The sequence below is a fragment of the Gordonia hankookensis genome (assembly GCF_014673215.1).
Classification (GTDB): domain Bacteria; phylum Actinomycetota; class Actinomycetes; order Mycobacteriales; family Mycobacteriaceae; genus Gordonia; species Gordonia hankookensis.
Genome location: NZ_JACWMS010000002.1, coordinates 1,078,033 through 1,101,336, shown reverse-complemented (window position 1 = coordinate 1,101,336; position 23,304 = coordinate 1,078,033). Strand labels below are relative to the sequence as shown.

Below are 23,304 nucleotides of genomic sequence, written 5' to 3'. Positions count from 1 at the left end.
CAATGGTTTCCGACTACGCGCGCGACGTCGAGCAGCGAGAGTATCTGCGCACGGTCAGCATGGGGCAGGTTCCCGAATGGGGGTACGCGCCTGCGCTGGAACTGATCGATCTCATCAAGTCCCCCGACAGCGGATTCCCGTGCACCTTCGCCGTGCGAGGGGCCAAGACCGACTCGCTGCGATTCGGGTTCATCGACGAACTGTACGACGAGGGCAACTGGGACACTCTGCGCGACCTGCTCTCCGACTATCTCTCCGTCTACCGGAGCATCTCACGGGAGACCTCCTTCCTGGTGTTCTTCAACACCGATTCGGAGCCGGACGACCTCGAGGGATATTTCCGCACGTTCTGGCGCATGCTCCAGTACCTCCACGACGGCGACGAGGTCGAGTGGCCGGGTGATGTCCCACGGGACGGGGATGACCCGTTGTGGGAGTTCAGCTTCGGTGGAACGCCCATCTTCGTCGTGTGTGCGACACCTGCGCACGTGAAGCGACGGAGCCGCAACAGCCCGGTATTCCTGGTGACCTTCCAGCCGCGCTGGGTGTTCGAGAACATCGGGCCCGAGACCTCGGTGGGCCGTGCGTCGCGGGTGATGATCCGCAAGCGACTCCAGGAGTTCGACGGCGGCATGGAGATGTACGGCGAGATGGGCGATTACGGCGATCCGGACAGCCTGGAGTGGAAACAGTACTTCCTGCCGGACACCAACGATCCCGGCGCGGAGATCTCGGACGTGGCTCGGTGCCCCTTCCGTGCGGGCCCGCCGTGATCCGAGGAATCGGACCGCCCGTTCCGGAGCAGCCACCGAGCCACCCACCACATCTTCGAGTTCTCGAGAAACGAGCTGACGTGTCAGAAAGACGCATCCCCACCCTGATCACCCTCGCCGCCGCGATCACCCTCGTGATCGGTCTGGTCGCGGGATGTTCGAGCGACGGCGACGCCGATTCCGCCGGATCCTCCGCATCCGGCGGAGCCGGCGGTGCCTTCCCCGTGACGATCGACTCCGCGGTGGGCAAGGCGACCATCGAGAAGAAGCCCACCCGCGTCGTCACCATCGGGTGGGGAAGCACGGACGCGGCGCTCGCGCTCGGTGTCGTGCCGGTGGGGATGCAGGACATGTCCGGCGACGTCGACGACGATTCCGCGATCCTGCCGTGGGACAAGCCGAAACTGAAGGGCGCGCAGCCGACACTGCTCAAGTACACGTCGAAGTCGGTGCCCTTCGAGCAGATCGCGGCCCTGCAGCCAGACGTGATCCTGGCAGTGAACTCCGGACTCACCAGCGAGCAGTACTCGCGCCTGAGTCAGGTCGCGCCGACCGTCGGGTATCCGGGCAAGGCGTGGCAGACCTCGTGGCAGGACCAGATCACCACGGCCGGGAAGGCACTCGGCGAGACGCAGAAGGCCGCCCAGCTGGTTGACTCGACGAGTGCGCTGATCGCGAAGTCCAAGCAGGAACATCCCGAATTCGCAGGTAAGACGGCAGCTTTCGGCTCCGGAACGACGGCGGACAACTTCAACATGTATCTCGCCACCGACTCCCGGGTGCAGCTGCTGAAGGACCTCGGGTTCACCATCTCCCCGTCCGTCCCGACCGCGCCGTCACCGGGCGGATCGTCGTACGCGGTCCCGACCAGTATCGAGCGTCTGGGTGACATCGAGTCCGACGTCATGGTGGCCTGGTACCTCAGCGACAGTGTCCGCAGTGGCCTGGAGGGCAACGATGTCTTCCGGACGATGCCTGCCGTCGCGCGCCATGGCTACGTCCGCCTCGACGAACCGGCGCTGGTGTATGCCACCAGCGCGGTCACGGTTCTGAGTCTGCCGTGGATGCTCGATCGCTATCTTCCACGGCTGAGCGATGCCGCGCAGGGAAAGGCCAGGGCATGACGGCCGCGATGTGGATACGTGCCAGAGATCGGACGGAGGTCGCAGGCCGTGTCTGATCCCGGACGGGAACTGGTGCGCCACACCATCATCGGCCAGCGGCGGTTTCTGATACCCGCCTCGCTGTTCGCCGCGATCCACCAGGGCTGCGAGGCATCGGTGCCGTTGATGATCGGTGTGGTGATCGACCGCGCGATCGCGCCCGGGAGCGGTCCGGGACTCCTGTGGACAATCGTCGTGCTCGCGCTGTTGTTCCTCGTCCTGACGGCGTCGATGCGGCTGGGCGGCAGGCTCATCCGATATGCGACCCAGGGTGCGGCGCACGAGCTGCGGGTCGCGATCGCCCGACGTGTGCTCGACACCGACGGGTTCACCCAGGCGGGCAGCCGGGGCGGAGTGCTGCTCTCGACCGCGACATCTGATGCCGGCCGCGTCGGCATGGTCAACGCGGCGGTGTGGACCTCGGTCGGTGCAGCCGCGGCGCTGGTGGTCGCGGCGATCATCCTGTTGAACGCATCGGTGTTGCTGGGCCTCGTCGTTCTCGTCGGCCTCATCCCGGTGGTACTGCTGACCAGGATGATCTCGCGACCGCTGGTCGAGCGGAGCGCCACCGAGCAGGCTGCGGTCGCGCACGCCGCGGGCGTCGCGGAGGACATGATGAGCGGCCTGCGGGTGATCAAAGGGCTCGGTGCCGAGGCCGTCGCCCTGCGTAAGTATGTGACCGCGAGCTCCACCTCCCGGGTGGCCGGGATCCGGGCGGCGCGGATGATCGCTCTGCGCGGCGGCGTGATCGCCCTGTTGACCGGCTGCTTTCTCGCGCTGGTCGCCTGGTTGGGTGCCCACCTCGTCGCCGACGAGCGGATCACGGTCGGACAGTTCGTCACCGCGTTCACCATGACCCAGTTCCTGATCGGTCCCTTCACACGGATCACGATGGTCGGCACCCAGTTCGCGAGAGGGCGCGCGTCGGCGACACGTATCGCGGCCGTCCTGGCCGAGCCGGCACTGGTCTCCACCACTGCGCCCACCATGAGGGCCGAGACACCGATCCGGACGACGGGATCGGCCCCCGGGATCCGTGTCGACGACTTGCGGGCGCCCGCGCTGGAAGGCTTGTCCTTCGACGTCGGACCCGGCGAGCATGTGGCGGTCGTGATGGAGAACCTGTTGGGTGCGGAGAGCCTGCTCCGATGCCTGGGTCGGCTGCGAGATCCCGAGGGCGGCCGGATCGAGATTGATGGCAGGTCACTGGCGGATCTCGGTGCCGACGAGGTGCGTTCGTCGGTCCTCGTGGCCGAACACGATGCCGTCCTGTTCCGCGGGACCGTCAGGGAGAACATCGAATCCGTCACCCGGGGTGGCGAGATGCCGGCGCGCGCGGTGGCATGTACCGGGGTGGCGACGATGCTGCCTGGCGGCCTCGACGTCGAGGTCACCGAGCGCGCACTGTCGCTGTCGGGCGGGCAACGGCAACGGGTCGTGCTCGCGCGCGCATTGGCCGCGGATTCGCCCGTGCTCGTATTGCACGATCCCACCACGGCTGTCGACGCCGTGACCGAGTCGGAGATCGCCGCCGGGTTGTCCGCGCTGCGCGCGGGCAAGACGACGATCGTGGTGACCACCAGTCCGGCACTCCTCGCGATCGCCGATCGGGTGGTCGTGGTCCGCGACGGCCGGGTCGCCGCGTCCGGACACCACGCCGGCCTCCTGTCCGACAACCGTGACTACCGGGAGTTGGTCGCCACATGACCGAGACATTGTTGCCGACCGCGACGGGCGGGGAGGCCCGCAGCGCGGCCTGGACCGCCCTCCGGCGGGTGCGCGGCCACGTCGCGCTGACCCTTCTCGTCCTGACCGTGGGCACCGTGATCGGACTCGTCGGGCCGTGGTTGCTCGGACGCATCGTCGACCTCGTCATCGACGGGCGCACCGACGAACTCCTCCCGGTGGTTCTCGGGCTCATCGGGGTCGCCATCGGGCAGGCGATCGGACAGACGGTGGGCACCGCGATGGTGGCCCATGTCGGGCAGACCGTGATCGCGGGGGTCCGGGAGAAGGCGATCCGACAGGTTCTCCGCGTCTCCGAGGGACGCATCGAACGCGCCGGCAGCGGTGACGTGATGTCCCGGGTCTCCGGCGATGTCGAGACCGTGAACGAGGCCGTCAGCGGGGTCCTGCCGACTCTGCTGGACGCGGCCCTGACGATCGTGCTCACCGCGGTCACGCTGGCCATCCTCGACTGGCGTTTCGCGCTCGCAGGCCTGGCGGCCGTCCCGTTCCAGGTCGTGGCAACCCGTTGGTACCTGCGTAACGCCGTGCCGGTCATCCGGGCCGAACGGGTCGCCGAAGGTTCTCGTGCCCAACAGCTCCTGGACTCGATCAACGGCGCCAACACCGTACGCGCGCTGCGCCTCGAGTCGGATCATCTGGCGAAGGTGACCGCGGCGTCGGACAAGGCGCGGCAGCTCTCGATCCGGATGGCGGCCGTCCAGCGTCGCTTCTTCGGCAAACTGAACTACGGCGAGTTCGTCGGACTCGCACTGATCTTGGTGGTCGGCTTCTACCTGGTACGCGGCGATCTCGTCACCATCGGTGCCGCCTCCGCGGCCGCGCTGTACTTCCACCGTCTCTTCGATCAGTTCAATGTGGTTCTCGGGACCTTCGACACGGCGCAGTCGGCCACCGCTGCCTTCGCCCGCCTGATCGGCGTCGCCGAGATGGCCACCCCCGACCTGCGCGACGGCGGGGAAACGGATTCGCGATCCGGTCGTGGGACCGATGGCAGCGTGTCGCTGCGGGACGTCCGGTTCTCCTACGGCGCGGATCAGCACACCGTGATCGACGGCGTGGATCTCGACGTACAGGACGGGGAGCATGTTGCGGTGGTCGGGACGTCCGGGGCGGGCAAGACCACGCTGGTGAAGCTGGTGGCCGGTCTGCTGCCTCCCGAGCAGGGGCAGATCGTCCTCGGCGGTCACGATCTCGCCGCAGGCGCATCGGGTTCGGGCCATCGATGTGTCCTCGTCAGTCAGGAGGTACATGTCTTCGCCGACACCGTGCTCGGCAATCTCCGACTGTCCGGAGAGCACACGTCGGAGACCCAGGCCCGGTCCGCATTGGATGCGGTCGGGGCGTCCGGGTGGCTCTCGACACTGCCGGACGGACTGGACACGGTCCTCGGGCGGGGTGGGCACTCGCTCACCCCGACGCAGTCACAACAACTGGCCCTCGCGCGCCTGGTGCTCGCCGATCCGCCCATCGCGATCCTGGACGAGGCCACCGCCGACGCGGGCAGTGCGGGTGCGAAAACCCTCGAGGCGGCAGCCGAGAAGGCCATCGCGGGCCGGACGGCATTCATCGTGGCCCATCGATTGACCCAGGCGGCCCGTGCCGACCGGGTCATCCTGCTGGAGGACGGCCGGATCGTGGAGTCCGGAACGCACGACGAGCTGGTGGACGCCAACGGCAGCAGATATGCGCAGCTGTGGGCGGCGTGGTCGACGCACCGCTGAATCGTGCGACACAACAGGGCAGCGCCGTACGACCCCCGAACGGACATGACGTGAATCAGGAGGCACCCGCGTGACCGGAGAAATCCGTCGACCACTCAGTGCGGCGCAGCGCGGCATCTGGTATGCCCAACAACTGGATCCGCGCAGTCCCGCCTACCAGGTTGCGCACTGCGTGGAGTTCTCCGACGGCATCGACCAAGGCCATCTCGTCACCGCCGTGACCGAGACCCTGCGTGAGGCAGACGGACTCGGCATGCGGTTCGGGACATCCGACGGGGCGCCATGGCAGGAGATCGCCGATCCACGGACACAGGCGCAGCGGCTCGCCGTCGATGTGGTCGACGTCGCGTCCGCCGACGAGGCCATGCAGTGGATGCGCCGTGACGTCGGCGACGGCGGAGCGCCGCCACAGCTGGAAGCCGGTGTGCTGCATGCCCAGGCGCTGCTGCGTGTCGACGGTGTGCTCCGGTACTGGTACCAGCGCTGTCATCACATCGCGGTCGATGCCTACGGTATGTCGTTGCTCGAGCGGCGGGTGGCGGAGCGCTACACGCGCCTCGTCGAGGGTCGGGAACCGCCAGTCGCTCGATTCGCCCCGATCTCGGAGTTCCTCGACGAGGACCTCGCCTACCGGACGTCCGAACAGTACGAGACGGATGCGGCGGCGTGGACCGGGCACGTCGCTCGATTGCCCGGCGCACACGCCGACGCGCCGAACGGTCCTCGCGTCCCGCATCGGAGTGCCTTCGTCATCGACGCCGACACCGCCTCCTCGCTCCGCGCTGTCGGAGCGCAGGCGGGTCGCTCGTGGGTGGAGGCGCTGATCGCCACGGCGGGAGCGTTCTTCGCCCGATTCAGCCACGAGCCGACGACCGTGGTCGGGGTTCCGGTGATGTCCCGGTCCACCGATGTGGCACGCCGTACCCCGACGACCGCCGTGAACATCCTGCCCGCGATCCTCGACATCGCCGGCTCGCAGACACCCGCCGATCTCACCCGAATGGTCGCGGCGGAAATCGATTTCGTGCGCAGGCATCACCGCTTCCGCACCGACGAGGTACGCGGCGGGGTCGGCGGTCGGGGAGCAGGCGACATCAGACCGCTGGTGAACATCAAGCCGCCCGCCGCGCCTCTGTCATTCGGGCAGGCGCAGGGGCAGGTGCACTTCCTGGCGTCCGGACACGTCGACGATCTGTCGCTGACGGTCGTCCCACGTGACAGCGGCGAGCTCGAGCTGACCGTCGACGGCAATCCGGACCGTTACGACGAGACCGACGTCGCCCTGTTCGGCGAACGATTCATCGGGTTCGCGCGGCGCTTCCACGCGGGGACAACGGTGGCCCAGGTTGGTGTGCTCGCGCCCGGTGAGTATGACGTTCACCCGCCGGCTCCGACGACGATCGGCAGCGATGGACGTGACACCATCGTCGGCCTCGTCGCCGGACATTCCGGCGAGGACTCGACCGCCGTCACCCATGGCCGCGAGTCGTGCAGCTACGCCGAATTGCACCGCCGCTCCAACCGTCTCGCACACCACCTGGTCGCGTCGGGCATCGGCACGAACGACGTCGTGGCCCTGTCGCTCCCGCGGTCGATCGACCTGATCGTCGGCATCCTGGGTGTCCTCAAGTCGGGCGGGATCTATCTGCCGATCGACCCCGGCACGCCGGATGCACGCCGGGAGTTGCTGATTCGTGATGCGCGCCCCGTACATCTGCTCGACGACATCGCCTCCCTCGATCTCTCCGACCAACCGGAGACGGCACCCGATGTGCGGATCGACCCCGAAGACGGGGCGTACATCATCTACACCTCGGGATCGACCGGCGTGCCGAAAGGTGTTCTGGTCACGCATCGCAACGTCGTCCGGCTGCTGGAGTCGACTGCGGGCCCGTGCCGGTTCGACGAGACCGATGTCTGGACCATGGTGCACTCCTATGCTTTCGACTTCTCGGTCTGGGAGATCTGGGGTGCCCTGGCTCATGGTGGCCGGCTGGTGGTAGTGCCGCACGATGTGGCGCGATCGCCGGAGGATCTCGCGCAGTTGCTCCGCGCCGAGCAGGTCACCGTTCTCGATCAGACGCCGTCGGCCTTCTACCAGCTCGCTGCGGTAGACGACCGCGACGACCCGATGCAGACCGTTCGCATGGTGATCCTCGGCGGGGAGAAACTCGAGCTCGCACGCCTGAAGGACTGGTTCATCCGCCATCCGACGGATCGTCCGGAGCTCGTGAACATGTACGGCATCACCGAGATCACGGTGCACGCGACATTCCACGTCGTCGGCGACGACGACGGCGATGCCGGCATCATCGGTGAGCCGCTCGCCGATCTGGCGGTACACGTTCTGGACCGTTACGGGCATCCTGTCCCGCACGGGGTCATCGGTGAGCTGTTCATCGCGGGCCCAGGGTTGGCACGGGGGTATCTCCATCAGCCCGGGCTGACCGCTCGGCGATTCGTGGCAGATCCGTTCGGCCCGCCGGGAAGCCGCATGTACGCCAGCGGCGACCTGGGCAGACGCCGGGCCGATGGCCTTCTGGAATACCTCGGACGGGCCGATCACCAGGTCAAGGTGCGGGGCTACCGGGTCGATCCCGCCGAGGTGACCGCAACCGTACTGGAGATGCCGTCGGTCGCCGATGCCGCGGTGGTGACCGGTGACGCCGCCCAGCTGTGGTGTTATGTGGTGCCGCGGCCGGGCCACGACCTCACCCGCGTGGACGCACGGGAGTTCCTCCTCCGGCGTCTGCCCGAATACATGGTTCCTGCAGTCGTTCTCACCGATGCCCTGCCACTGACCGCGAACGGCAAGCTCGACGTGTCCGCGCTGCCCGCGCCGTCTGGCCGCGCCACCGAGGATGTCGCCGCGACCCCCGTCGAGCAGGCGATCTGCGGCCTGTTCGAGAACGTCCTGGAGGTCGACGGTGTCGCCCCCGAGGACAACTTCTTCGCCCTCGGCGGGCACTCGCTGCTCATCACCGAACTCGTCGGCCGGATCGGTGCGGTCCTGGAGAACACGGTCGACCTGCGAACGGCCTTCGAGCACCCGACCCCTCGCGGACTGGCCCGGCATGTCGATGCCGCGCGCCGGCCCCGACTGACGCGACATGAGCGTGGTGAGTTCGCGGAACTGTCGGCAGCCCAGCGCAGTCTGTGGTTCCTGGACCGTGTCAGTGGTCCCACGGCCACGTACAACCTGCCCGTCGCGATCGACATCGCGGGGCCGGTGGATGCGACGGCCCTCTCCGAGGCGATGGCCGATGTGTGCGCGCGACACGAGATCCTGCGGACCGTTTTCGGTTCACGCAAGGGCACGCCGGTCCAGCAGATCGTTCGGTCCGCGTCGTCGCCGTTCGCGGTGATACACCCCGAGGCCGGTATCGACCTACGAGAAGCGCTCGTGGAGGAGGCATGTCGCGGGTTCGACCTCGCCAACGAGCCGCCGGTCCGGGTGACGATGTTCCCCCTCGCAGAGACGCGAACCGTGGTGCTCGTCTGCCTGCATCACATCGCGGGCGACGAATGGTCGCTGCGGCCCCTGATACGGGATCTGGGCGACGCGTACGAGGCCCGCACCGACGGGCGAGCACCGTCGTGGGAGCCGCTACCGGTCCAGTACGCGGATTTCGCGGTCTGGCAGAACGAACTGCTCGACGAGATCGCCGACGGCGACCTCACGTACTGGCGCGAGTCGCTTGCCGGTGTTCCCGAGCGTCTCGAGTTGCCGACCGACTTCACGCGGCCGGCCGAGGCCACCCACCGGGGTGATCGGCTACCGGTGGAGATCGGGGCGGAGGATGTCGCCGCGCTCAGGACCATCGGGCGTCGCCATGGTGCCAGCCTCTTCATGGTCGTGCACGCGGTGTTCGCGACCCTGCTGACGCGACTCGGTGCGGGAGACGACATCACCATCGGGACGCCGGTGGCGGCCAGGAACGATCCCGCCCTGACGGACCTGGTCGGCTATCTGGTCAACACGCTGGTGCTCCGATCCGACGCCTCCGGTGACCCAACGTTCGACGAGTACCTCACTCGCACCACAACCGCCGACCTCGGGGCCTACGCGCATCAGGAGACGCCGTTCGAACTGGTCGTGGAGGCCTGCAATCCGGTACGTGCCGCCGACCGGCACCCGCTGTTCCAGGTGATGCTGTCGCTCACGAGAGCGCAGGCGGCGACGCGGTTCGGCGAGCACGGCGAGGCAACGGTGAAACCGGTCCACACGGGGACCGAGAAGTTCGACCTCACACTCAATCTGGCCGAGACCGACGGGGGTATCCGTGGTCATCTCGAATACGCCACGGACCTGTTCGCACGATCGACGGTCGAGCGGATCGTCGGATATCTGGGTCACCTGATCGGCAGCGTGATCGGCGACTCCGGGCGACGATTGAGCGAACTCGACGTCCTTGGTGCGGCAGAGCGCCGCCGAATCGTCGACGATTGGAACGACACCGACGCACCGATCAGCCCACTCACGTTGCCGGAGATGGTCTCCGACCAGGTTCGCCGGACCCCGGATGCGTGCGCGGTGAGCTTCGCCGGTCGCGAGTTGACCTTCGATCAGCTCAACCGATGGGCGAGTCGGCTCGCGAGGCATCTGCGCGGGATCGGCGTGGGGCCCGAGGAGATCGTCGGGATCCTGGTGCCCCGCAGCATCGAGCAGATCGTCGCTCTGCTGGCCGTGCTCAAATCGGGTGGCGCGTTCGTGCCACTCGAGCCGTCCTGGCCCGAGGAGCGTCGTACCCAGATCATCCGGGATGCCGGGCTGCGCGCAGTGATCACCCTCGGCGAGCCGGTCGGTGCGATCGACGACGTCGCCGTGGACACCGTCGACATGAGCTCGACACGCCTGGACACCTACGCCGACGACGACCTCGCGGTGACGATCGAGATGGACAGTCTGGCGTATGTCATCTACACATCGGGGTCCACGGGGAAACCCAAGGGCGCGATGATCATCCACCGGGCGGTGAGCAATCGGTTGCCATGGCAGGTCGGCCTGCTCGGCCTCGGTGAGGCGGATGCGGTGCTGTACAAGGCGCCGCTCGGCTTCGACATCTCGATCAACGAGATCTTCTTGCCGCTGGTGGCAGGTGCCCGCCTCGTCGTCGCCGAGCCGGGTGGCGAACGCGACATGGCCTACCTGCTGGATCTCATCGTGCGGCAGCGCATCACCTTTGTGTACCTGGTGTCGACGATGCTCGAACTCATGCTGGAGAGTGCACAGTTCGCCGACGCGGCGCGGTCGCTGCGACACGTCTGGTGCGGCGGCGAAGTCCTCACACCTGCGCTCTACGAGCGCTTCACGAGCCACTCGGATGCCACGATGTATCACGGCTACGGCCCGGCAGAGGCCACCATCGGGGTCACCTGCCAGGTGTATCGGGGCGCGGATCCGGCTCAGGGGATCACCATCGGGCGACCGAATCCGAACAATCGGATCTATGTCCTCGACGAGCATCGTCATCCGGTGCCCGTCGGCGTCCCGGGTCAATTGTTCATCGGTGGTGTGCAACTCGCGCGTGGGTACCTCGGCGATCCCGACCGCACCGCCGCTGTCTTCGTCGAGGATCCGTTCGTCGCGAGCCCGGGCAGCCGGATGTACGCGACCGGCGACCTGGCCCGGTTCCGGCCCGACGGGAATGTGGAGTTCCTGGGGCGCGTCGACAATCAGGTCAAGATCCGTGGCATGCGGGTCGAGCCGGAGGAGATCGAGGCCATCCTCGCACAGCATCCGCAGGTGCGGCAGGCCGTGGTGGTGATGCGCGACGCAGGCCTGCTCGCGTACTGCGTGCCCTCGGGGGAGCATCCCGCGTCGGATGAGTTGCTGCGCTGGACGGCCGAGCGCCTGCCCGAACACATGGTGCCCGCGCACACGATCGTGCTCGAGGCGTTTCCGCTCATGCCGTCGGGCAAGGTGGATCGCAAGGCGCTGCCGGAACCGTCGGCGCAGGTCCGACACGATCCGGAGCGGATAGCGCCCCGCAACGACATCGAGAAGGCCATCGCGGCTGCGTGGTCGGAATGTCTGTCCGTGTCGGACATCGGAGTACGCGACAACTTCTTCGACCTCGGCGGCCATTCGCTGATCCTGGCTCGGATCCAGATCGCCCTGCAGCGCGAACTCGGTCATGCCGTACCGATCATGGACCTCTTCCGCAATCCGACCGTCGAGTCGCTTGCCGACCACCTGAGTGGGAACCGGGTGACCTCGGGCAGTGATGCGTTGCGGATGATGCTGCCGATCAGATCCGAGGGCGGCGCACCGCCGCTGTTCTGCGTCCACCCGGCTTCCGGTCTGGGGTGGGCGTTCTCGAGTCTGCGCAGGAATCTGCCCGCCGACGTCCCGGTGTACGCGTTGCAGGCGCGTGGACTCGACTCGCCTGCGCAGGTGGCGGAGTCGGTGCCGGCGATGGCGGGCGAGTACGTCGACGAGATCCTGAAGGTCCAGCCGAGCGGGCCGTACCGGATCATCGGATGGTCTTTCGGTGGTGTGCTCGCCCACGAGATGGCGACCGCGCTGCAGGACCGAGGACATGAGGTCGAACTGCTGGGGATGCTGGACTCGTATCCGGCCTATCCGTGGGAGAAGCTGGCGGCCGATTATCAGCAGCAGGCGCTGCGTTCCCTGCTGTACATGTCGCACTACGATCTCGACCTGCTGCCCGACGGTCCCCTCGACCGGGACGCGGTGATGGCGATCGTCGACGAGCAGGGGGGCGTGTTGGCCGAGCTCGGGCAGGATTCCATCACCGCCGTGATCAACACCTTCGTCAACTCGGTCGTCCTCCAGCGGCAGGCACAACACAAGGTGTTCGACGGGGATCTGCTGTTCTTCACCGCGACGGTCAATCGCATCGACCCTCGACTGAACGCACATGACTGGGCGCCGTATGTTTCCGGCGACATCCGCGATGTGCCCGTACCGTGCGAGCACAAGGACATGTGCCAGGCCGGGCCCATCGCCGTCATCGGCCGGATCCTCGAAGAACAATTGTCGGTGTCGCGCGGCGCCGTGTCACTGACGAGATGAGGTGGTGGAAGTGAACAGAGATGTCATGAACCGGCAGACCGCTCCGTCGACGGCCCCGGCACGTCCTGGTGTCCGTCTCTACCGGGTGCGGGTGACCGATCGGAGGCAGCTCTCTCCGAACATGATCCGGGTCTCGCTCGGCGGGGACGACCTGCGCGACTTCGTCGCCGTCGGGCCCGACCAACGGGTGAAGCTCATCCTGCCCCGCGACGGTGAGACGTCGCCGAATGTGTCACCGGACATGACGCCGAAGGACATCCTCGCCCTGCCGGAGTCCGATCGCCCGGTCATGCGTACATACACGATCCGGCTACATCGCGCCGACGACAACGAGGTCGACATCGACTTCGCCACCCACGGGCCCGGGGGCGGCCCGGCCTCGGCATGGGCGCAGACCTGCGATCCCGGTTCGGAGGTGGCATTGTTCGGGCCGATCTCGGCGTACGCGCCGTCGGAGATGTCCGTGCCCCAGTTGATCGCCGGGGACGAGACGGCCCTGCCTGCCATCGGGGCGATTCTCGAGCAGCTCCCACCCGAGGCGCACGCCGACGTCGTCGTCGAGATCCCGACCGCTGCGGACGCACAGGAGATCCGGTCGGACGCAACCGTTCGGACACGGTGGTTGGCGCGAGATGAGGCCGGCGCCCGCCCGGGAGAATTGTTGCCCGACGCACTCGCCTCGATGGCACGAGACCGGACCTATGGGTACGCATGGCTCGCGTGTGAGAGTTCCACGGCCCAGCGGCTGCGCCGACATGTGGTGGAAGACCTGGGGCTGGACAAGGGACAGGTGTATTTCTCCGGCTACTGGAAGATCGGCCACGTCCTGGGCTGATGCCTGCACGAGGCGACATCTGGGCCGACGCTACCCGGGATGTAACGGTCGCTGTGGGATCATCGATGTACCGGATGGCTGACATTGCGGCGGGCGTACCCGGCGAATCGGAGTCCAGGTGTGGCGGAGAATACGTTCTTCGATGGACCAAATGACTTGGGTGCGACCGACCGACCGATTACAGTAAGCCGAAGATCGAGTCCGTTGTAGCGAACCAGGGAAGTGATTGGTCATGAGGTTGGCTAATACATCCTCCAGTCCACGTCGTAGCTCGATGCTGAGCTCCATCACCGGCGGCAGATTCGGCCGCGCGCGCACCACCACCCGCGCATTTCCCGCCGAGGCCGAGCGCCTCGTCACCCAAGCCGAACTCCGACGACTTCACACGTGATCACCATGCGGAATGATCAGTGCCGTCCGCTGATCATTCCGCGGTGACACGCGCGGACTGACCGCCGATCTCCACCACGTCGCCCGGCTCCAGCTGTCGGCCTCGACGATCCTCCACATCCCCGTTGACCGACACCAGCCCGTCGGCGATCACACCTTTGGCCTCGGCGCCCGAGTCGATGAGGTTGGCCAGCTTCAAGAACTGACCCAGGCGGATCGAGCCGTCACGGATGGGTACGTCGTACATCGCAACCATCTTGCCGAACGATGGCCTGCCGAGCGAGTCCGGACGGCTAACGTCTATCCATGACGTTGGAAGCGCCGCGCTCAGAACGTGCTGCCGAGAGCATCTCCGAGCACGAGATGACCGATTCCACTCCGCGACCGCACACGCCGGCCGAGCGGCGGTCGCGCGACCTGATCGAGAGCATCCGCACACCGCGCGGGTTCGGGAGGCACGCACCGCGGATCGCCGGGACCGTCGTCGGCGTGCTCGCCACGATCGCACTTCTGTCCAGCGTCTTCCCCTGGTTCCGGCACCTGATCCACATGCCGCGCGACTACGTGGACACCTTCGTCATCACCCTGCCCGACACCAGTTTCGCGTGGGCCTTCGTGCTGGCCCTGGTCGCGTTCGCGTTGTCGATGCGCAAACGCATCGCCTGGTGGATCTGCGTGGTCTACCTGGTCCTGTACACGCTGGGCAACGCGCTCTACCTGATCCCGGCGCTCGCCGATCAACTCGCGGTCACCGACAACGACCGCATCAACCTGTGCATCGGCATCGTCATCGACCTGGCTGCGCTGATCTATCTGATCGCCACCTACAAGCAGTTCCACACGCGCGTGCGCCGCGGCGCGATCCTCAGGGCCGTCGGCGTGTTGCTCGGCGGCCTCGTCGTCGGCACGCTGCTGGGCTGGGGTCTGGTGTGGTTGTTCCCGCACACCCTCACTCGTGCCGATCGTCTCCCGTACGCCATCAACCGGGTCGTCGCATTCGGTTCGATCGACCAGGAGGCGACTTTCGACGGGCGGCACAGCTATCCGCCGATCAACGGGCTGCTCGGATTGTTCGGCGCACTGGCGCTGATCGCGGCGGCGATCGTGCTGTTCCGGTCGGTGCGGCTCCGATCCCTGATCACCGCCGACGACGAGAAGCTCATCCGGGCGTTGATCACCCGATTCAACGACGACGATTCGCTCGCGTATTTCTCCACCCGGCGCGACAAGGCGGTGGTCTTCGCGCCGGACGGTCGCGCGGCGCTCACCTACCGGGTCGAACTCGGGGTGGGACTGGCCGGCGGCGATCCGATCGGCGACCCGGAGTCCTGGGACGACGCGGTGGCCGAATTCCTCACGCTCTGCGATCGGTACGGCTGGCATCCGGCGGCGATGGGGTCGAGCGCACGCGGTGCCGCCGCCTACGACGCGGCAGGGTTCGGCTCGTTCTCGATCGGGGACGAGGCGATCCTCCACACCCGCGACTACAGCATCAACGGGCCCGCGATGAAGGGTGTCCGGCAGGCCGTCACACGGACGAAGCGGGCCGGGATCACGGTGCGCATCCGGCGTCACGGGGAGATCTCGACAGGCTCGATCGACGGGAAATCGGGCTCGATCGACGGGAAATCGGGCTCGGTCGACGGGAAATCGGGCTCGATCGACGGGAAACCGGGCACGGTCGACGGGAAATCGGGCTCGGTCGTCGGGAAGCCGGGCTCGGTCGTCGGGAAATCGGGCTCGAACGTCGGGAAATCGGGCTCGGTCGTCGGGAAGCCGGGCACGGTCGCCGGGATCGGCGGCGAGATGGCGGAGATCGTCGCGCGCGCCGATGCCTGGCGCGACACCGACGAGGAGCGTGGCTTCGCGATGGCGTTGGGCCGACTCGGCGATCCGTCCGACGGCGACTGCCTCCTCGTCGAAGCGGTCGAGCACGAGGGTGAACCGGGGGAGAAGGTCGTCGGCATGCTGTCGTTCGTCCCGTGGGGACGGACCGGGGTCTCCCTCGACGTCATGCGCCGCGATCGGGGCTCGGTGAACGGCATCGTCGAGACGATGGTGACCGAGCTGGCGAAGAACTCGGAGCAGTACGGCATCACCCAGATCTCGCTGAACTTCGCGACCTTCCGCGCGTTCTTCGAGCACGGCGCCGAGATCGGGGCCGGGCCGGTGATGCGCGCGACCTATTCCGTGCTGATGTTCGGATCGAAGTTCTTCCAGATGGAGTCGCTCTACAAGTCGAACGCCAAGTACCGGCCGGACTGGCAGCCGCGGTATCTCTGCTTCGAGGACACCCGCGTGATGCCCCGGGTCGGACTCGCGGCCATCGTGACCGAGGGCTTCGTCCGGTTGCCCCGATTCGGCCGCGCGAGGCACTACACCGAGGGTGCCGCGGCGATCCCGGCCGGCGTGGACGTCGACGCCCTGATCGCCGAGTTGGAGGCGGAGGCCGACACCACCGGGGTTGACGTGCATCGGCCCGAGCAGGTGCGGGTCCGCCTGGCCAAGATGGAACGCCTCGTCGAGGCGGGATTCGATCCGTATCCGCCCGCGGATGCGCCCACCCACACGATCGCGCAGGCGGTCGCCGAGCCGGAGGGCTCGGTGGTGACCATCGCGGGCCGCGTGACCCGGCTCCGCGATTTCGGCAAGGTGGTCTTCGCCGACGTACACGACTGGTCGGGTCAGGTGCAGGTCCTGGTCGAGGAGTCGCGGTTGATCCCGGGCACACCGGATTTCGGAGGTGACGTCGACCTGGGCGACCTGATCGAGGCTCGCGGAGTGGTCGGTGCCAGCCGGTCGGGCGAGCTGTCGATCCTCATCGATGCCTGGCGATTCAACGGCAAGTGTCTGCGGCCGTTGCCGGACAAATGGAGCGGCCTGACCGATCCGGAGGCCCGGGTACGCCAACGCTATGTGGACCTGGCCATCAACCCACGCAGCCGGGAACTGCTCGCAACACGCAGTGTGGTGGTCAAGTCGTTGCGAGACTTCCTCGCCGAACGCGGGTTCCTGGAGGTGGAGACCCCGATCCTGCAACAGATCCACGGCGGTGCCAACGCCACCCCGTTCCAGACTCACATCAACGCCTACGATCTCGATCTCTACCTACGTATCGCGCCCGAGCTCTATCTGAAGAGGCTCTGCGTCGGCGGCGTGGAGAAGGTGTTCGAGATCGGGCGCAACTTCCGCAACGAGGGTGTCGACTTCAGTCACAACCCCGAGTTCACCAGCCTGGAAGCCTATGCGGCACACAGTGATTACCTGAAGATGCTCGACCTCACCCGCGAGATGATCCAGCACGCCGCGATTGCTGCGTACGGCGAACCCGTGATCGTGCGCACGGACGCGGACGGACATGAAGAGCGCGTGGACATCTCGGGTCCCTGGCCGGTCAAGACCGTGCATCAGGCGGTATCCGAGGGGGCAGGGGAGGAGGTGACCCCGGGGACCCCGGTGGAGGTCTTGCGCGCAATCTGCGACCGGCTCGACATCGCCCACCGCCCCGACTGGGACGCCGGCCAGGTGGTACTCGAACTCTACGAGCATCTCGGCGAGGACCGGACCACGTTCCCGACCTTCTACATCGACTTCCCGACGTCGACGTCGCCGCTCACCCGGGCGCACCGCGAGATCGCCGGGGTGGCCGAGCGCTGGGATCTCGTCGCGTGGGGTGTGGAACTCGGTACCGCGTACACCGAGCTGACCGACCCCGTCGAACAACGCAAGCGGCTGACCGACCAATCGATCCTGGCGGCCGGTGGCGATCCCGAGGCGATGGAACTCGACGAGGACTTTCTCCAGGCGCTCGAATACGCGATGCCACCCACCGGCGGTCTCGGTGTCGGCGTGGATCGCGTGGTCATGCTGATCACCGGCCAGTCGATCCGCGAGTCGTTGGCGTTCCCGCTGGCCAAGCCCCAGGAAGGCTGAGGCCGCTCGCGGTTGTCCGATGGCGCTGCGCGATCTGTCGGCGCCTGGCACAATCGCCCTTGTGTCCGCGATGGCAAATACTGTTTGCTGAGCTGAACTGTCGGACGGCCATGCGGGCAGATCTCGGCCACGGCCGCAGGTCGCCGGATTGCGCGAGAGGACACGGATCATGCGATCAGTTGTTCGAGTGCTGTTGGTGGCTGTCGCGGCGGCCGCATTGGTGGCCGTGCCGGCTTCGACCGCGGCTGCTTCGCCGGTCGGGGTCGGATCGGGTGCAGCGGGAGTGGTCATGCCTGGAATGCGGATTCCCGCAGGCGGTAGCTGGAACTCGTTCCCCGCGGTCTATCGGCATCGTTACTGGCCGCAGGCCGGCGTCTGGATGGAGTACAACACCCTGTTCAACGCCGCTCAGACCAGGGCGATCGATGCCTCCGGATTGGTGCCGCCGTTCGCCGACTCGAACCTCCCGTTCGCCGGGGTCGGCGAGTGGCTCCGATCGGATACCGGACTGGACCTGCTGGTGCGTCGGGGTGGCTGCTTCGCCATGGGTGTCCGGAAGGACCCGGTGTGGTCGCCGATGGCCAAGAAGTGGGTGGCGGCCATCGTGCAGCCGTACTCGTCGCCGCCGTACCTGAAGTCGTCGACGGATCTGGTGTGCGAGAACTGAGCGCGGCCGCGGCCGATCAGATGCAGATGTGGCCGGATGCGGCGGAGTCGTGGGTCGGAATCACTCGCATGAGGTGACGAGCGAGGTGTAGGCGGTGCAGGGTGGCGAACGCCTCCTCACGATCCTCGTCGACGAACTCGCCCGGAAACGCCGGCTTCTGCCGGAGACGTTCGATCTGTTCGTAGTGCCACGCCGCATCCCCGGCGAGCAGCACCCAGCCGTTCGTGGTCCGGGCGAGGATGCCCACACTTCCCGGGGTGTGGCCGGCCAGGTCGACGACGAGTACCGAGCGATCGCCGAACAGATCGTGGCTGGCCACGAACGTGGCGACGGGCGGGCCGTCGAGCTCGTAGATCTCCGATGGACGTCCGTCGGAGACGGTGGGACGAACTCCACCCACCGGCGGACGATCGGGTCCCAGGAGCCAGTCCCGCTCGGATTTCCTGAGGTGGACCGGCATGCCCGGGAAATCGAGCAGTCCGCAGACATGATCCCAATGCGCGTGCGTGGGAAGGGCGAAGTCGGGTGTGCGGGATGGTGGTCGGCCGGCCAGGGCATCCAGCGTGCTCATCGTCGCCGCCGGCGGTGTGACCAGAAGGCGGGTCAACGGCGGCAACTCGGCGATCGTGCGTTGGCGGGCGTCTCGGCAGTAGCCGGGGTCGACCAGAAAGGTTGCCTCGGGATGCTCGACGACGAAGCTGGTCATGGCGGAGGGCAGCCGCCGGTACGGTGCGGCCCCCTCCACGACACCCATCGCGGGCACCTGGCGCGAGACCTGTGGCAGCGCACGCACGCGGACTGTTTGCTCACCGTCCGGTAAACCGGCGTCGTCAATCGATGCGAGCAGGCGTTGATCAGGGCGCCGCGGCCGCACCATGCCCCTGGTGAAATGCGCGGCCGCGGCGATCATGTCGCACATTCTCGGCGACGGCGGCGGGAGATCTGTGCTCGACATGTCGACGCTCCTCGGGCGGCATGCTGGCATGTTGTGGACGGGCGACCGTGATCGACGCTACCCGACCACGGTTACCGCCGACATCGACTCCGGGAGTTGTCACCGGGCTCCGGAGCCGCGACCCGACGGAGGCCGCCGTGACCTCGGGTGCGCACTGCGCGCCGTGCTGGTAGATGTACCCGCCGGTAACATCTACCGATTGGTCGGCCTAAACTGAGTCCCATGACCGAGCTGACCTTCACGCCGACCGCTGACCTCGTCGACGAGATCGGCGACCTCGTCCGGAGCTGCGACACCCAGTTCACCCAGTACGGAGGCCGTCGTGAATTCGTCGGCCGGGTGACCACGGTCAAGTGCTTCCAGGACAACGCCCTGCTGAAATCGATTCTCTCCGAGTCCAACCCCGATGGCGTTCTGGTCGTCGACGGCGCGGAATCGGTGCACACGGCATTGGTCGGCGACATCATCGCCGAGCTCGGGCGCTCCAACGGCTGGGCCGGGATCATCGTCAACGGCGCGATCCGTGATGCAAAGGCGATCGGCGAGATGGAGATCGGCGTCAAGGCGCTTGGCACCAACCCGCGCAAGTCCACCAAGACCGGCGTCGGTGACCGTGACATCCCGCTGACCATCGGTGGCGAGACCTTCAACCCCGGCGACATCGTGTACTCCGACGACGACGGCATCGTGATCGTCGCAGGCGAGGAGTCCGACGCCGATGCCGCTGACGTCGACGCGGCCGCGCAGCCCGACACCGAATCGTCCGACACCGCCTCCACCGAGAGCTGAGGAACCGATCATGCCGAAGCCCACAGCGGAGTACTTCCGCCGGCTGGCCGCGCTGGTGGCCATCGACGACGCGGCCGCGCGTCCCACCCGCCCCGTCCTCGAGGCGTTCAGCGGTGTGGAGATGGCGACCATCCCGGTCGGCACCGCCGAGGACCTGGAGACCGCGGTCGCTCGTGCACGCACGGCCCAGGAGGGCTGGGCGCAGCGGACTGCCGCTCAGCGGGCGGAGGTGCTCGCCGCGTTCTCCGAACTCGTCCATTCCCACGCCGCCGAGCTGATGGACATCGCGCAGGCCGAGACGGGCAAGGCCCGCATCTACGCGCAGGAAGAGGTCATCGACGTCGCGCTCACCGCGCGGTATTACGCGACGACAGGACCGAAGTCCCTGGCCGACCACAAGGTCAAGGGCATGCTGCCCGGTGCGACGAGCGTGCGGGTTCGGTATCAGCCCAAGGGCGTCGTCGGCGTGATCAGCCCATGGAACTATCCGCTCACACTCGCGGTGTCGGATGCGGTGGCCGCGTTGCTCGCCGGCAACGGTGTGGTGATCAAGCCCGACAGTCAGACCCCGTATTGCGCACTGGCATTGGCCGAACTGCTCTACGAGGCCGGCCTGCCGCCGGAGCTGTTCGCGGTGGTTCCCGGCCCGGGAAGCGTTGTCGGCCAGGCGATCGTCGCCACCACCGACTACGTGATGTTCACCGGGTCGTCGGCGACCGGCGCGACGCTGGCCGAACAGGCGGGGCGCCGGCTGATCGGCTTCTCCGCCGAACTCGGCGGCAAGAACCCGATGATCGTCACCGCCAAGGCCGACATCGATCGGGCCGTCGAAGGCGCTGCGCGCGCGTGCTACTCCAACTCGGGCCAGCTCTGCATCTCCATCGAGCGGCTCTACGTGGACAAGACGATCGCCGACGAGTTCACCGCGAAGTTCGCGGCGTACGTCGCCGCGATGAAGCTCGACGCCAGCTACGATTTCGCCGCCGACATGGGGTCACTCGCCTCGGCAGCGCAGATCGACACGGCCGAAGCCCATGTGCAGGACGCGGTGTCGAAGGGGGCGAAGGTACTCGCCGGAGGTCGTCGTAGGGCCGACCTCGGGCCGTTCTTCTTCGAGCCGACTGTGCTCGCCGACGTCACCGACGAGATGACCTGTTACGCCGACGAGACGTTCGGGCCCGTCGTGTCGATCTACCCCGTCGACTCCACCGACGAGGCGATCAAGCTGGCGAACGCCACCGCCTACGGACTCAACGCGAGCGTCTTCGCGGGGAACAGTGCCGAGGCCAACGGGATCGCCGACCGGTTGCGCGCCGGCACGGTGAACATCAACGAGGGCTATGCCGCGGCCTGGGCGTCGACCGCTGCCCCGATGGGAGGCATGGGGATCTCCGGTGTCGGCCGCCGACACGGCGAAGAGGGGCTGCTCAAGTACACCGAGCCGCAGACCGTCGCCGAGCAGCGCTTCATCGGCATCGACCGCGCACCCGGCATCCCGAAGGGCGTGTACCGGGCGGTCACGCCGTACGCGATCCGCGCGCTGAAGTACCTGCCCGGGCGGTAGCGCAGCACCGATTTGTAGTTCCAAGTCACGCTCTCAGGGCTGGGCACCTCGATTGACCAAGTCCCATCGCCATGTTTGATCATCCCGGTGGCACGTATCTGGCTCCGCGACGTTCGCCCGTCAGCCGAAGCCGGCCATCGTCGACCAAGCGTTTGAGCACCGATCGTGCTTGGGTGGGAGTTGTTTGACAAAGCTCGGCAGCCTGGCTTCGGGTGATCGAACCGTACGCGCTGGCGTAGTCGAGGATCATTCGCTCTTGCTGAAGGGGATCCACGCCTTTGACGCGCACGTAGGCGTTGCGATCCTGGGCTAAGTCGTAGAAGCGTGCGGTGAGGTGGTACTTGCGACTTCGGCCGACGCCGCGAGATTCGAGGATCCCACTTTCGACCAGACGTCCGAGACTGGATTTCGCAGTGGCTGAAATGAGATGGAGTTCCTCCGCCACTTCGCTGCTCGTGGCTGAGCCCGACGTCTTGACATCGTGAACGATCCGCAGTTCGTCGAGGCTCAGCGGCCGCTGGTGCTCGTTCTCCCAGGTGAGCAGGAACCGGACCAGATCGAGGTCAGCATTTCCGAGGGGCACGGTCACAACTACTGAATCGCTTGTGCTGTGCGAATAGTCAGGTGCGTCCCGCCCGGCGCGAAGCTGCTGTTCAAACATATCGTTGACGCCCTTTCCTCTTCGCTCAACCAAGCCGGCCCGCTTGAACGCGGCGGCAAGAATCGGACTGCGCGGCCGGGACTGATCAAGGATGTTTTGGGTAGTGACACCAGGTGGAAACCCGCCAGGGCTGGCTACCACAAATGAACTGTCGGTCAGCTGTAGGCGTATAGGTCCCATGGCCGCGTAGTCCCGATGCACCAACGCATTCGCCACCGCTTCGCGACGCGTGATCGACGGGATGAGTGGAATCTCGACACGATGGAGCCCAGCCATCAGTTCAGTGATCGTATTGCGGGCGTCAATGAGTTCGTGGAGATGTTCGGCCGTCCGCAGGAGTGGCTCGACAATCTGGAGATTCGTTGGTTGGTGCCCGGCGCGAAGATCCTGGAAGAGCACTTCAGTGTTCGGGATCCACCGTTGCACTGCTGCCTCGGTGCCGAACAACAGAACCGCACCGACGCTGAGTGGCGCGGAGATCGGCACGAGGCCAAGTGCACGGAGGACATCCTGGTCGGAAAGGCCGGCAAGCTCGTCGCCGGCGCCAAGACACAGTCGTCGAAATCGGTTGAACTCGGTCGGATCGAGGTCGGCAAGTGTCGCGTCTCTCGCTGTTGACGCCGCAAAATCCTGCCCGCGGGTGACCATTCCCATACTGACGATCTCGTGAGCTGTCATTGGTGCACACTCTGGCTCGCCGGTCGACTTGATCACGCGTTTGGTGAACACGCCCAACTTCGTCCCAACGGGGCCGGGATCAGCGCGGGGCACGTCTATGCGGATGATCTCGTGCCCATCGACCACCTCCAGGCCCACACTGACCGAAAGCGCAGGCTCGGTGTTCGCTTGGATGTAAGCTGCGACCCGCGCAGGTTCGGTCACCCGACCATGGCGGGGCTTTGCGCCTACAACTGTGCCATCGTCGTCAACTCCGACCAGTAGGACGCCACCCTCCCCGTTGGCCAAGCAAGCGGCCGTTTTGGCGAGGTCCTTGTCGTTGATGTCGGCGCGCTTGAACTCGGTCGTAAAGGTCTCTCCGCCAGCGATTAGAGCGTGCGTCTCCAT

General features: G+C 66.8%; 12 protein-coding genes and 1 pseudogene. 10 read left to right on the top strand and 3 right to left on the bottom strand.

The window, feature by feature from the left end:
- The first annotated feature begins 2 nt into the window (after window positions 1-2).
- The 6 genes from IDF66_RS12320 to IDF66_RS12295 all read left to right on the top strand — a co-directional run bounded on the left by IDF66_RS12320 (window position 3) and on the right by IDF66_RS12295 (window position 13,280).
- Window positions 3-773 carry a YqcI/YcgG family protein gene (locus IDF66_RS12320; protein ID WP_190267040.1) on the top strand — a complete coding sequence of 257 codons (771 nt, stop codon included), beginning with the start codon at window positions 3-5 and terminating at the stop codon, window positions 771-773.
- An 80-nt stretch (window positions 774-853) separates the two neighbouring features.
- Entirely contained in the window at window positions 854-1,897 is a 1,044-nt protein-coding gene (locus IDF66_RS12315) for an iron-siderophore ABC transporter substrate-binding protein (protein ID WP_317628669.1), read from the top strand.
- Between the two features lie 48 nt (window positions 1,898-1,945).
- Window positions 1,946-3,643, top strand: coding sequence for an ABC transporter ATP-binding protein (locus IDF66_RS12310; protein ID WP_190267039.1), 1,698 nt, complete (start codon window positions 1,946-1,948; stop codon window positions 3,641-3,643).
- The gene (locus tag IDF66_RS12305; protein WP_190267038.1) at window positions 3,640-5,406 is read left to right on the top strand and encodes an ABC transporter ATP-binding protein; all 1,767 of its coding nucleotides are present in this window, start codon (window positions 3,640-3,642) and stop codon (window positions 5,404-5,406) included. Before IDF66_RS12310 ends, IDF66_RS12305 begins: the two co-directional genes overlap by 4 nt.
- A 70-nt stretch (window positions 5,407-5,476) precedes the next feature.
- Entirely contained in the window at window positions 5,477-12,445 is a 6,969-nt protein-coding gene (locus tag IDF66_RS24045) for an amino acid adenylation domain-containing protein (protein WP_190267037.1), read from the top strand.
- 10 nt (window positions 12,446-12,455) lie between these two features.
- The gene (locus IDF66_RS12295; protein WP_190267036.1) at window positions 12,456-13,280 is read left to right on the top strand and encodes a siderophore-interacting protein; all 825 of its coding nucleotides are present in this window, start codon (window positions 12,456-12,458) and stop codon (window positions 13,278-13,280) included.
- 424 nt (window positions 13,281-13,704) lie between these two features.
- Here IDF66_RS12295 and IDF66_RS12290 read toward each other — a convergent pair whose 3' ends face one another.
- On the bottom strand, window positions 13,705-13,917 hold the full coding sequence (locus IDF66_RS12290) for an RNA-binding S4 domain-containing protein (RefSeq protein ID WP_164310011.1): 213 nt from the start codon (window positions 13,915-13,917) through the stop codon (window positions 13,705-13,707).
- A gap of 116 nt (window positions 13,918-14,033) precedes the next feature.
- Between IDF66_RS12290 and lysX the strand changes: the two genes are divergently transcribed.
- On the top strand, window positions 14,034-17,603 hold the full coding sequence (gene lysX, locus IDF66_RS23785) for a bifunctional lysylphosphatidylglycerol synthetase/lysine--tRNA ligase LysX (protein ID WP_223309608.1): 3,570 nt from the start codon (window positions 14,034-14,036) through the stop codon (window positions 17,601-17,603).
- Window positions 17,604-17,772: 169 nt separating this feature from the next.
- Window positions 17,773-18,270: a hypothetical protein gene (locus tag IDF66_RS12275; protein ID WP_190267034.1), complete on the top strand. Its 498-nt coding sequence runs from the start codon at window positions 17,773-17,775 to the stop codon at window positions 18,268-18,270.
- Between the two features lie 16 nt (window positions 18,271-18,286).
- On the opposite strand, the gene IDF66_RS12270 is transcribed toward IDF66_RS12275, so the two are convergent.
- Complete coding sequence (locus tag IDF66_RS12270) at window positions 18,287-19,225, bottom strand: MBL fold metallo-hydrolase (RefSeq protein ID WP_190267033.1); 939 nt, start codon at window positions 19,223-19,225, stop codon at window positions 18,287-18,289.
- Window positions 19,226-19,447: 222 nt separating this feature from the next.
- On the opposite strand from IDF66_RS12270, the pseudogene rraA reads away from it, so the two are divergent.
- Together rraA and IDF66_RS12260 are read left to right on the top strand one after the other, a co-directional pair.
- Window positions 19,448-19,930 (top strand): annotated as a pseudogene (gene rraA / locus IDF66_RS12265) (ribonuclease E activity regulator RraA); the annotation flags it as partial.
- A gap of 94 nt (window positions 19,931-20,024) precedes the next feature.
- A complete protein-coding gene (locus IDF66_RS12260; RefSeq protein ID WP_164310007.1) occupies window positions 20,025-21,578 on the top strand; it encodes a succinic semialdehyde dehydrogenase in 1,554 nt (517 codons plus the stop codon).
- Window positions 21,579-21,657: 79 nt separating this feature from the next.
- Here the strand turns inward: IDF66_RS12260 and IDF66_RS12255 are convergent, their stop codons facing one another.
- Window positions 21,658-23,304, bottom strand: a complete 1,647-nt coding sequence (locus IDF66_RS12255; protein ID WP_190267032.1) for an RNA-binding domain-containing protein — start codon at window positions 23,302-23,304, stop codon at window positions 21,658-21,660.